This window comes from Novosphingobium sp. HR1a, assembly GCF_015594425.1.
Taxonomy (GTDB): Bacteria; Pseudomonadota; Alphaproteobacteria; order Sphingomonadales; family Sphingomonadaceae; genus Novosphingobium; species Novosphingobium resinovorum_A.
Genome location: NZ_JABXWS010000087.1, coordinates 89962 through 101646, shown reverse-complemented (window position 1 = coordinate 101646; position 11685 = coordinate 89962). Strand labels below are relative to the sequence as shown.

Annotated in this window: 12 protein-coding genes and 2 pseudogenes; 4 read left to right on the top strand and 10 right to left on the bottom strand. The window is 60.5% G+C overall.

Annotated elements, in window-relative coordinates:
- Positions 1–325: nitroreductase family protein (locus HWN72_RS22825; RefSeq protein WP_248006262.1), on the bottom strand; the 325-nt coding region annotated here is incomplete at its 3' end.
- A 420-nt stretch (positions 326–745) separates the two neighbouring features.
- Here HWN72_RS22825 and HWN72_RS22820 point away from each other — a divergent pair.
- The 4 genes and pseudogenes from HWN72_RS22820 to HWN72_RS31295 all read left to right on the top strand — a co-directional run bounded on the left by HWN72_RS22820 (position 746) and on the right by HWN72_RS31295 (position 2126).
- Positions 746–1066, top strand: coding sequence for a LysR family transcriptional regulator (locus HWN72_RS22820; protein WP_036531034.1), 321 nt, complete (start codon positions 746–748; stop codon positions 1064–1066).
- A gap of 69 nt (positions 1067–1135) precedes the next feature.
- Positions 1136–1441, top strand: a pseudogene (locus HWN72_RS32055) (transposase); the annotation flags it as partial.
- Between the two features lie 283 nt (positions 1442–1724).
- Positions 1725–1871, top strand: a pseudogene (locus tag HWN72_RS22810) (transposase); the annotation flags it as partial.
- Positions 1872–1907: 36 nt separating this feature from the next.
- Positions 1908–2126 carry a hypothetical protein gene (locus HWN72_RS31295; RefSeq protein ID WP_375154540.1) on the top strand — a complete coding sequence of 73 codons (219 nt, stop codon included), beginning with the start codon at positions 1908–1910 and terminating at the stop codon, positions 2124–2126.
- Between the two features lie 55 nt (positions 2127–2181).
- On the opposite strand, the gene HWN72_RS22805 is transcribed toward HWN72_RS31295, so the two are convergent.
- The 9 genes from HWN72_RS22805 to HWN72_RS22770 all read right to left on the bottom strand — a co-directional run bounded on the left by HWN72_RS22805 (position 2182) and on the right by HWN72_RS22770 (position 11575).
- Positions 2182–2871 (bottom strand): energy transducer TonB, encoded by a 690-nt coding sequence (locus tag HWN72_RS22805; RefSeq protein WP_036531032.1) that lies wholly within the window; start codon positions 2869–2871, stop codon positions 2182–2184.
- A 191-nt stretch (positions 2872–3062) separates the two neighbouring features.
- The gene (locus tag HWN72_RS22800) at positions 3063–3491 is read right to left on the bottom strand and encodes a YbaN family protein (protein WP_375154539.1); all 429 of its coding nucleotides are present in this window, start codon (positions 3489–3491) and stop codon (positions 3063–3065) included.
- Positions 3469–4074: a biliverdin-producing heme oxygenase gene (locus HWN72_RS22795; protein WP_211151503.1), complete on the bottom strand. Its 606-nt coding sequence runs from the start codon at positions 4072–4074 to the stop codon at positions 3469–3471. Before HWN72_RS22795 ends, HWN72_RS22800 begins: the two co-directional genes overlap by 23 nt.
- Positions 4075–4257: 183 nt before the next feature.
- Positions 4258–5775, bottom strand: a complete 1518-nt coding sequence (locus tag HWN72_RS22790) for a surface lipoprotein assembly modifier (protein WP_069709340.1) — start codon at positions 5773–5775, stop codon at positions 4258–4260.
- An 89-nt stretch (positions 5776–5864) separates the two neighbouring features.
- A complete protein-coding gene (locus tag HWN72_RS22785; RefSeq protein WP_248006261.1) occupies positions 5865–6644 on the bottom strand; it encodes a Slam-dependent surface lipoprotein in 780 nt (259 codons plus the stop codon).
- A 109-nt stretch (positions 6645–6753) separates the two neighbouring features.
- Positions 6754–9306, bottom strand: coding sequence for a TonB-dependent receptor domain-containing protein (locus HWN72_RS22780; RefSeq protein WP_248006260.1), 2553 nt, complete (start codon positions 9304–9306; stop codon positions 6754–6756).
- A complete protein-coding gene (locus HWN72_RS31290) occupies positions 9189–9887 on the bottom strand; it encodes an STN domain-containing protein (protein WP_248006259.1) in 699 nt (232 codons plus the stop codon). Before HWN72_RS31290 ends, HWN72_RS22780 begins: the two co-directional genes overlap by 118 nt.
- Positions 9888–10000: 113 nt before the next feature.
- Positions 10001–10972 (bottom strand): FecR domain-containing protein, encoded by a 972-nt coding sequence (locus HWN72_RS22775; protein ID WP_248006258.1) that lies wholly within the window; start codon positions 10970–10972, stop codon positions 10001–10003.
- Positions 10973–11074: 102 nt separating this feature from the next.
- Complete coding sequence (locus HWN72_RS22770) at positions 11075–11575, bottom strand: sigma-70 family RNA polymerase sigma factor (RefSeq protein ID WP_236727521.1); 501 nt, start codon at positions 11573–11575, stop codon at positions 11075–11077.
- Between the last annotated feature and the right edge of the window lie 110 nt (positions 11576–11685).

Here is an 11685-nt window from a genome sequence, read left to right as displayed (position 1 = left end):
CGAAAAAGAGACCAACCGGGGCACCGAAGAACTCGAAATTCCGCAACATGGCGGCTTTGCGAGCGACGTAGTCATCGCGGGCGATACCGTAAAGATTATATAGACCGTAGCCAACAGCCCGACGCCGCGACAAATAGGGTTCTGGAACAGGCGATGGCGCGTAAGCATATTCTTCCGACTTCTCGCCTCGTTCGGCATCCTGGATTACTGCCGCGCTCAGTCTTCTCTTCGTCTCTCCAGCGACAACGACAACCTTCCAAGGTTGAAAGTTGGTGCCTGATGGCGCCCGAGAGGCTTTGATGATCAGATCACGTACTTCTGCCATCGATACCGGCGTATCCAGGAACCGGCGGATCGATCGACGACTGGCGACAACGGTCTCCACTGCGATTTGCCGATGGTCCATATTATGATTTTCGCGGTGCGTGGCGCACGAAGACATAAGGGCTCCAATCTGAAGTAGGTATTGTGTCTCTCGACATCGAGCCACCCAAGAACAGGTGATCCCCGGGTGATCGGATGAGGGTAACACGGCCATTTTGTTCGACGAGGACGGGTGGTTCTGACGGCAAGAGCAGTTTCCTGAAAATGGCTGCCCGCCCCGACTGGCAAATGCCCGGAGGATTTTTAGCGACGATGGTGACGAGGAAATAGTGCCCGCGGCGACCTTGCGCCAATCCGGATCCGATGACTATTTAGATGATTATCGACATAATGAAACACTTTGGAATGTGGTTGCTTCATCATGCGCATTGATCCTCGACTTCTCATCGAATTCGCCGCTGTCGCGGAAGAGGCGTCGTTCACAAAAGCGGCCGAACGCCTTCGCATTGCGCAGCCCTGGCTTTCGGCACGCATAAAGAAGCTCGAAACCATGCTTGGCTTTGGGCTCATAGATCGGACCACTCGCCATGTCGCTCTGACGCAACGAGGGCGGACCTTCCTCGAAGCAGCACGCGCCGTCACCATTGCAAGCGAAGCCGCCAACGCACTGGCACAGAACCTTCGCCACCGGGAGCGGGTTGGTTCAAGGCCCCCGTTTGAAAGCAGGGTTGAGCCGGAGTGATCTGAGCGATGCGGAATAGCGTGTTTTTAAAGACTTACTGCCGATAGAAGCGGCGAACCGTGGGCGCGGCCGTCGCCCGAGGATAACCGGTCGATCATCAACGGGATACTTTGGCGGCTCCGCCGCGGAACGCCGTGGCGCGATGTTCCGCCCAAATACGGGAATCGGAATACGATCTACCTTCCGTTTCGGCGCTGCCGAAGCCGGGGGCTGGGAGGGGGTGTCGGTCACGTTGGCCGAGGTCATGACAGCCGTCACTACAGCATCGATAGCACCACCGTTCGCGCCCATGTTTCGGCAGCGGTCGGCAACGGGGTCTCATCAACGAGCTCTTGGCCGATCGCGGGTCGGGTTTACCAGTCACTGTCTCGCTGACGCCCGAGGACGGCCGATCGCATTCTCAGGACCTAGTCGTACCCGACCTTCTCTTTGCAAGGGAACTGGATCACGAATTCGGTGACCGCCTGTGCGGTCTGGGTATTGTCATAGAGGCGTTGGATGGCGGCGAGGTGACCACGGTTAATGATCTGATCCCGGAAAACTGGATCGCTTGGAGTTAGAGTTTTTCGCCGTAATCTCGCCTGGCTGGGAGGAGCGAAGGACGATGAAGGCATCCAGATTCTCAGACGCACAGTAGGCGTTCATTCTGAAGCAGGGCATGGACGGCGTTCCCGTGGCAGACATCTGCCGCAGAGCCGGGATCAGCCAGGCGACCTACTTCAACTGGAAGAAGAAGGACGACGGCATGTTGCCGCCGGACATGCGCCGATTGAAGCAGCTCGAAGACGAGAACGGGAAGCTGCGATCGAAAGACAAGGCACGGCTCGATCCGTGGATCGCCATGGTAGTTGAGACCAAACTTGCGGCATTCGCCGCCGGCGTCGAGGCCGACAAGGATGCCGTTGCCGCGGCGATCTCAACGCCGTGCTCCAACGGTCAGGTCGAGGGCGAGATCAACCGCTTGAAGGCCATCAAGCGGCAAATGTACGGGCGCGCCAAAATCAACCTGCTCAAGGCCAGGCTTATGGCACCCGCATGCTCCGAATTGCACCGAATGTGAGTTGGCCCACCGTTTGCGTGCGGATTGACAGCCAGGAGCAACAATCCAGACTCGCTTATCGCTTTATTTGAAAATCGACCGGAACGGTCAGTTCGACACTATCGGGTTTTTCCTTGGGTATCGCAGGCAGCGGCTGTGCCCGCTGTAGAGTATCCAGCGCGGCTTGATCGAGGTCGCGCGAGCCCGACTTCTGGACGATCTGGGATGATAGCACCATGCCGGCCCGGTTCATGACGAAGCGAACAAGAACGGTCCCTTGGTGGCGAGCCGCGCGCGCGCGCGCTGGATAACGGCGGAACCGCTCCAGGTGCGCCAGTATCTGCCCCTCCCAGTTGGGCTGCGCGTTGTTGGAAACCCGGCTTGCGGGTGTGGGCGCGACGATATTCTTGGGAGCGGTGGTTTCGGGAACCGGTGGACCAGGATCAATCACCTCGACAAGCGGCTCGTGCGTTTCTGTAGCCGACAGGGGTGGCGGGACGAGCCGGATCAGGGGCGTCGGAATCACGATGTCGGGCTTTACAACGGGTCGCGCCTCTTGGCTCTCGACCTGCTGCGGACCAGGGGCGACTTCCCGGACAGGCTCTGCCGGCGCGGCCAGCGGAGCCAGTTCCATGACCGTGAGCGGTCGTGTCGTCGAGACAACCGGCGAGCGAACCGCCTTCCATGTGAACAAGGCTGCGGCTAGCATGAGCGCGAACAGAGATGCCGTGCTCCCGAAACCGGCGAGACGCGTGCGCCAGTCCATCGGTTGCTCACAATAGCGCGCGTAAGTGCACGGCACCTCTTCGAACCGAACGCCTGACGCTGCCGATCCGATCGCGTCGCTCCTTTGCCTGGGTCGATCGGGATAATAGGGCCGGAAGGCAATATGGCCTTCAGAGACAGGCGTTTCGCCATTGTTTGTTTCACGCTGGGCTCTGCGATAGCGTCCCGGCCTCATGGTCGCTCTCCTAGCTCCGGTCGCCGAACGATCCATGATGCCCAGAACAACAGGAATGCCAGGATTGCTCCAGACAAAGGCGGACCCGGCCGGACGTGGAACCAGAACAATCCGAACCCTGCCGCCATGCCCGCGCATGCCGCGATCTTGGCGCGGCGTGGTACCGCGCGCTCCTTGCGCCATGCGCGTAGCCCCGGCCCGAAACGAGGATGATTGAGCAACCAGGCTTCCAGCTGAGGGGACGAGCGTGCAAAACAGGGCAGCGCCAACAAAAGAAAATCAGTCGTGGGAAGCAGCGGCACGAAGATGCCGATGAAGCCAAGGGCAACGAGCATCAAAGCCAGGACGAGCCATCCGGCGCGGGCTGCCCGTCCGCGCCGGAGGAGTTCGTGGTGCGTTGCCTCAGCCAAGACGGGCATCGACATGCGCCTGTACCCGCGCGAAAGCCGCCAGCGCGCCTTCATTGACATCCCCTTCCTGCGCATCGGTCAGGATCACGGCATCAAGGGCGGAGGTGAACGCGCGCCAATGCGCGGCCGGGCCCTCCGTTGCGGGCGCGAGATGCCGCGCACCGTGATCGTCGGACAGCCCCAGCTTCTGCGCTTCCTTGCGGAGCAGCGCTGCCCCCATGTTCGAACCTTCGGCGACGTAAAGCCAGCCCAGCGCGGTTCCCAGGTCAAGCAGCGTGTCGACAGCAAAACTGGGCGCCCCTGATATGGGCGCTGCAACATCAAGATCCTCCATGTCCGCCACGACAAGCGGGAGACGGCAACGCTTCATGAGGTCCGGAAAGGCCACCTGAAGGTGCGGTTGCGCGTAGAGAGCCGCCACGTCCCGGTGGAACAGGTACTGGATGCCCAGAAAGCGCTTGTAACGTTCAAGGGTGGCGAAGGAGAACCCGGACATGATCGAGTGGTCCACACCCTCATGGACACCGCGGGTAAAGGCCTTGAGCCGCTTGGCGCGGCTCTGCTCATCAATGGGATGTTCGGTCGTCGCTACGGTCATGGGCAATTCCCTGCCTGGTTGATTGTCTGATGAGCAGGATACCGGGGCGGCCCTGCTTTTCGCCCCCCTTTCCGATCGTCTCCGATGAGGGTGTGAAGCTCGGATCGGGGGGAAGATGGTTCCGCGCGGGAAGGGCCCGAACATCGGCCTTCTGCCCGATTTCGGAATGGCGCATCGGGAGAGCTAGAACGCACGGCTCAGCCTCACGCTGGCGGTGGTGCGCTTGTAGGAATAGAGCCAGTCGATGTTGCTTTCGACGCGATTGTGCTGGAACACAACCTCAGGCGTCAGCCCGGCGAAAGCGAAACCGGGGAAGCGCGCGATCGCCGTGGCATTGAACTGGTCATCGCTCCGCTTGGCGGCGAAGACGGCGCTATAGGCGCGGTTATCGCGATGCCGGTAGGAACCGAGAAGAAGAAGGCTGGCGCTTTTGCCTAGCGTCCTGCCGATCCCCAAGCGCCCGCCCCATTGCCGGTAGGCGTTGGTGGCCGCCGGAGTGTCCTTCACGGCAAGATCCGGGCCGCCAAACACCGTCCATCCCGGCGCCGGCGTATACCACGCGGTCAGGCTGGTATCGATGAGCGGGCCATCCTGGGAACTGAAACCGCGCTGCCGGTAGCGATAGTCGCGATAATTGCCCTCAAGCCGGAGCAGTACTTTACGGGACAGGGTATGCTGCCACTCGGCATTTGCGCCCCAGGCATCGTAGAGGACGGATGAACCTAACGTCCCAATGTCAAAGGATGGCGACAGCGAGAACGTGTCACGCGCAGACTGATATTGGTAGCCAAGCCGCATGATGAGGCTGGCTTGCGAGTACTCATGTTCACTTGGGTACACATCGCCGAAAAGGAGCGCGCGGGCGCGCAAACCGTGATGGCCCGATATCGGAATGCTGCGGTTGAGCGAGCCTTCAAAACTGATCCCCATGGCCTTTACCGCATCGGGCAACTGCCGGTCGAACAGGCAAGTGCCGTCGCTGGTCGCCAGCAGGCAGGTGTAGCTTTCGGACGATTGATTGAGATTGGTGCTGTAGCTGGGGCCTATGGCGATATTGCCTTGCCAGCCCCGCCGCTGTCTCAACGCCAGGAGAAAGGCGTCTACGGTACGGACCACCCCCGTCGATCTGTCGCCATCTACAACCAGGCGTTCGCGCACCTGCCGGAAGGCGTCCTGCGCTTCACGGTCCTTGCGGTTTTCGAACAAGACCCGCGCCAGTTCTAGTTGGCCCGACATGAGATCGGGGTCGAGCTCCACCAGTGCACGATAATGCCGTTCGGCTTCACCCAGCTTGCGATCCTGGCGCGCAAGCGCGCCCTTGGCGAAAAGCACGAGTTTGGGATCACGATCTGTGTATCCCTCATAGGCCGTCAGAAAACGGCGAGCCTCGCTCCATATGCGGCGCCGGATCGCAATATAGAGGGCCTGTCCCATCTCATCGACATTATCGCCGACCGCGTAAGTCTTGCCGTCGATTTCCAGCGACGTCGGGGGCCCGTCCAGCGCGTCGGCATCTTCGAGAAGCCGGGACTCTGTCTTGCGCTCCTGCCCCTGCAACTCCTGATCAAGGCGCAGCCTGGTATCCTGTTCCGCTGTGCTCTGTGCCAGAACAGGGACCGAAACGCATGGAGCGGCGGCACACAGAAGCGTTGTCAGACCCGTTCGACAACGCGATGCAATGGCAAAATTCAAAATCGGCATGTTAGGCTTCGATCTCTGCGGCGATTTCGCGCAAGAGAGGCCAGAGCCGGGAAAGCCCGGCCCTGACCTCGGTGTTCACAGATGCGCGATCACTGCTTGCCGCCAAAGGCGGTATCGTACTGGCTGCTGCTGAACTCCACGATGCCAGCCAGCGCCTGGGCCGTAGACCCGAAGAACTGGCCGCTCACGATACCGCTGCTGGCGACCGGCACCGTGGCACTGGTGGAAAGGTTGGACGCTTGCGCGTCAACGCCGGTGATCGTCGAGCCCAGGATGTCGGCCGTGCCGATATCGACCTTGTAGTTGGCCGACTGAATCGAGCCGGTCAGCGTGTCGTCGACAAAGTTTGCGGTGAAAGTCCCGCTCAGCTGACCATTCCCGGCATAGTTGCTCACACCGTAGACGTTATAGTTGACCGCCGTCCCGGTGAGCGCATTCACGGCTGCGTTCGTCGAGGCGCCGGTGCCGCCGAAATAGACGGTGTGGTCGCCGGCCGATGCGCTGCCGGTCTGGCTCCATTCGCCGTAGTAAACGTCATAACCATCGACCTTCGAGAAATCGAAACGACCATATTTCGAATGATCGGTGGTGGTGCCGGTCGGGTTGTCTACCGTGGTCACGATGTTGGCTGTCGGCGTAGCCGTCCCCTGCAGACCTTCGAAATCGACGAAAAAAGTGCCGGGCCCGATAGCCGGAACGGAGATTCCGACCTTCCCGATCGTATGAGGCCCAAACGGGACGTTGCTGACGCCGATCTGGACCTTTGCCGAGTCGCTCGTATCGGAAACGATCTGCGCCTGTGCGGTCCCCGCGAGAGCGAAGGAAACGGCCATGGCGCCAACAACGGCTTTGAGATGAACGAATTTCATTCTAGTTCTCCTGCGATCAAAGCACCTGACCATCAGGTGCTCTTGTCCAGGGTCGCCGCCGTCATCCCGTTTGCAGATGGCAGATGCGGTGGCGGCCCTGAATCCCGTGTCAGAACCGTCCTGTCAGGCTCAGTCGTACCGTCCGTCCCGGAGCGGGCAGCATCGAGCGCGAAAGCGGGTCCATGTAATAGCGGTCGTTGAGGTTCGTGCCGGCCAGTTCGGCGCTGAACCGATCGTTGAGGCGAAAGCGCGCATAAGCGTCGAACGTGATGATCTCGCCCCATGTGTAGGGGATGTTGAGCGCGCACCCGCTGACGCACGTCTCGCCAGTGGTCCATTCCTCCAGCGGGTCGGAATTTTTGTAGGCGCTATACCAGGTCAGGCGCCCGCCAACCTCAAGACGTCCCTCGAAGAAGCGTCCACCGACGTTCCAGTTCACGCTGGCCTCCGGCGTGGCCTGGGTCAGCAGGAAGCTGCTGACGAAACCATATTTGACGCAGTTCGGCACACGATAGCCGCGAGCAGTGTCAATTCGCACTGCCACGTCTTCATCGCAGACTTGGTTCTTGGTCATATGACCGGCACTGATATCGGTGAAGAAGCGCCCATTATCGAAGCGCGCCTGCAACTCCAAGCCGGCGATGGTCTGCCTGTCGAGATTGCTGAACAGCAGGTTGCTGGTACGTTCGATAACGTCATGTGTGGTGTTGTGATACCAAGTGAGCTTGACGTCGGCGCGCTGGCCCTCGCCGCGCAGCCCGAAAAGCGGCCGCAGGTCCTGTATGAAAGCGGCTTCCCAGGATTTCATGCGTTCAGGCTTCAAATTCTGGAAGGGATCGATCGACGCGGAAAAGCCGATCGTGCTCTCGAACATGCTGGGCCAGCGCAGCGCCTCGGCATAGCGGACATAGCCGCGGCTGCTGTCGCTGATGTAAACCGTCGCCGATACGCTTGGCACCCAGCCATGCCCGGACTTGCGCTTGGTTTCAGTGATGGAAATCAACTCGTTTACCGGGCTGACCACACATGTCCCGGCAGCATAATTGGTAATCGAGTCCAGATAGCCGTTGATGCAGATGTTGCCGGAGCGGCTATACTTACCCTCCGCATCCGGCAGCCAGTCCGATCCGGCATGAGTTACCTCGAATGCGTACGGATTGGCCGCATAAGCTGCCACCTGCCTCGCGACGGCCCTGTCGATTGCCGCCTGCGAGGCACCGGTGCTGGCCAGTTCGGCCCTGCGCCAGGCTTCGAAGGCCTCGACCCCGAATTCCGACGTCTGGTAACTCGTCGTGCTCTTGAAAGCATAGGACTGAAGGATCGAGCCGCCACTGGCTTCGATCAGTTTGGGCAGGAAATCGTCCTTCGCCCAATAGCCGGTATAGGCGAGGCCCGCATTGAGCTTCAGGAAGCTGACAGGCTTCCATTCGCCGCTCAGATTAATGCGATACTCCTCGCGGCGCCCTTCGCGCGGATAGGCGCGCGAGCCAAAATCCGTGTAGAGCAGGTAATCGTCGTTCGATCGCAGTTTCTCGTGCTGCCAGTTGGCATCCAGTACAAAACTCAGTTTCGATGAGAGGTTGAACTGGTTGCTCGCACTGAAGCCGAAGCGATCGTTACGCGAATTGGCTAGCGCCGTGTTGACGATGATGGGATTGGCCGTCGAGGCCGCATTGGGAAAGCCGCCCGCGCTATAAGTATCGCTGACGGTATCCGTCAGCCAAGCCGTTGCCTTGAAATCGATGAAACGGCTGTCGGGCTGCCATTTATACTCGGCGTTCCAGGCCTGGGCATGCACCTTGCTTTCGGGCCACTGGATATTGCCGAAGGTATAGCCATCGCCCGTCGTCATGATCCGTGAAGGCATGATCTCCCCGAACCGCGACCCAGTATCGCGAAAGCCGATTTGCAGCGCCTGGTGGTCGGCGATGTTCCATTTCGCCTTGAGCATCACCGATTCCAGTTCGCTCGATGTGTTCGGCACTTCGTTGCCGGGCTCGTAATGGAGACCCAGCACGCGAACATAGGTAGTCGCGCCCAGAGCAAGGCCTTCCTGCTGGTAATAGTCGGCCTTGTTCGTGCCCGAGAAGTAGTTGCCGCGCTCTCGGAACGCATAAGCACCGAACAGCTCAAGGTCGCCAATGCGCCCCGCCGCCGCGATCCGGATCGCCCGGTCGCCGGCCGAGAACGCTTCGTTATCGTCTTTGGTCCGCAGGTTCACGCGCAGCGAAGGATCGCCGTAGGGGAAACTGGCCGAGAAACCTGTCGGAAACCCCGGAACGTCGAGATGATTTTGCCCGGTCAGCAGTGTTGGCCAACGCGGGTTGGTCGAGTTGTTGCCGCCTTCCAGCTTCAGTTCGATACCGAAGGTTTCGCCGGGCTTCAGGATATCGGCTGCGTCGAGCGTGTTGACGACCACCGCGCCGCCAGTTGATCCGTTGACCCCGCGCGTGGACACCGGCCCCTTGAGAACCTGGATGCCGGAGATCAGGCTGGGATCGATGTAGCTGCGGTTCCCCGCGCCGTTATAGCCCTTCCAGACCGTCAGCGCCTGCTCGGTGCCATCGATGATGACCGGGACCCGTCCTGGCCCCTGAATCCCGCGAATGCTGGGATCGAGCGCGCCGCCATTGCGCGCGTCGCCGCTGAACACGTTAACCATGCCCTTGAGCACGTCCGCCGTGTTGGTGCCGAACGCTCCACCTCTTCGCGGCTTGCGAAAGTGGAGGAAACATCGCGGTCGTAAATCTCGTCCTTGCGTCGCTCGTCGCGCTGGGCGCCGGTTTCCTGTGCGGCGACGGCAACATCGCCCGTGCCTTCGACCCGTAGGGGACCCAGGACAACCGTCTCGCCCTGCCCTTGGTCGGCCACCGACACCGCAATGCGGCGCAAGGACACGATCCTGCCGTCGATGCGCGCTGCAAAGCCCGTCGAAGCCAGGAGCCTGTTCAGCGCCTGCGAGGCACTCATCGTGCCGCGCACCGCAGGTGCCGAGATCCCGCGCACCTGATCCGCGTCCATACTGACCTGAAGCCCGGACTGGCGCCCAAAGTCCGCCAGGGCATCGACCAGCGATTGTGCTGCTATGTCGAACTTGCGAGGCGCCTGCACATTTGCTTCCTGCACTTGCGCATGCGTCGGTGTATTCAGCCCTGCGGCAGCCACTGAAGCCAATAGCGCGCTCATCCAGAGCCGCCGCTTTGCAAAACCTTGGAAAATACCCCCCGAACCCACCTCTTGCATTCCTTCCGTCTAAATCGTGCGCTCAACCTGAATCGCTATTGCGACGCAATTGCACTACTTAAACGTACCAGCTGAAATGGATTCCGGAAAAAAATGGAGGGCGCGCAAAAAACTTAGTCGGTCGTGACAATGCGCACCCAGGGAGAAGCATTGATGACTCGCACGTCATGCGCCCGTGTCAGGGCTTCAAGCGCCTGGTCGGGATGACTTAGATCGTAAATGCCGCTTACGCGGCGCTCGGCGAGCGCCGCTCCCCGAACGACGATATAGCCCTTGTACCAAGGACGGATGCGGTCGATCACGTCTGCGATCGACTGGTCGTCGACGATCGCAATGCCCTCGCGCCAGACGGCCACTCGGTCAGGACGGATCGCACCGCGCACGGCCCTGCCCGCCGCGTCAGTCGTTAGCGACTGTCCCGCTGTTAAAAACACCCTATCGGGAGTTAGGCCTTCTGGTAGGGTCACCGCGACCTTGCCGCGCGCGACATCCACATCTGCGCCACGCTGGGTCTTTCGAACGGAAAAGGCAGTGCCCAGAACGGTGACAGAGCTGGCACCGGCCTCGATCCTGAACGGACGCGCCGTGTCGCGCGCGACCTCGAACCAGGCCTCTCCGCGCAGCAGGCTTAAGTTGCGGCCTTTTGCGCCATTGACGAAGGCAATGGCCGAATCTGGCGCCAGATGGACTTTGCTTCCATCCTCCAGCGTCACCAGACGGACCTGACCAGTCCCGGTCGTCTCGTCCGCGCGAAGCTGAAGCCAGAGACCAGGCGCGATCGCCCAGCCTAAAGCGAGGGCGATCGCGGTGGATGCCAGCGCTTTCCTGCTCCGCAACGTCGCGCGCGCCAAGGATGGCTGTATCCAGGCCCGCTTTTTTCGCGATGGTCCGGCAGCGGTAATCAGGAGGGAAACCCGTGTCGTCTCTTCCCACGCAGCGAGATGGTCCGGACTCGAGCACAGCCAGTCTACGAAAGACAGGCGCAGCGCATCATCTTCGGGATGGTCCTCAAGTTTCACCAGCCACGCGGTGGCCTGGCGGCTGAGATCGCCCCGCTCTGGCTCCACCTCCTCGTTCCCGCTCATCGCCTTGTCCTGTGGTGCGCCGCCGAGCGGCACATGCTTGTCGTTGCTTTACGCATTAAACGAACGGCACTCCTGAAATTCCGGAACTTTCTGCAAACGAGGTCAGTGCCTGCGCTTCAACGCCTTTTTGCAGAACTCGACGGCATCGATCACCAGTTCGGATGCGACACTTTTGGAGATGCCTAGTTCGACGGCGATTTCGATCAACTTCATACCGTCGAAGCGGTGCATCTCGAAAGCCCGGCGCGTCCGTGCCGGCAATCTCTCCATGGCTAAGCGAAGCCGTTCCAGTTCGTCCTTGGCCTCCAAGACAGCCTGCTGCGATGGCTCATCGCTCGGTACAAAGCCTGCCAGCCCTCCCCCATCGGGTATGAAGAGCCGGTTCGCCCGTCCCTGTTGGCGCTGCCTGTCGAGAGCGAGGTTCCCCACGATCCGAACGAGATAACCATGAGGTTCCTCAAGCTGGCGCGCGCCTGCAACTGCGCGGAAGCGCAACCAGGCCTCCTGCATCACATCCTCTGCTTCGCTAGAATCCCCGGTTATCCTCGTGGCGTAACGAAGAAGCTCCGCCTTTGCCGCGAGAAATACCTGAAGGGTATCCACTTTAGACACCCGATGTCGCGCCCCCGCCAACTCTAATGATGAGATGCTCAGTAGCACTTAGGAATTTGCGAACCAATCGCAAAAACGTTCATGAGTACGAAGATTCTTTC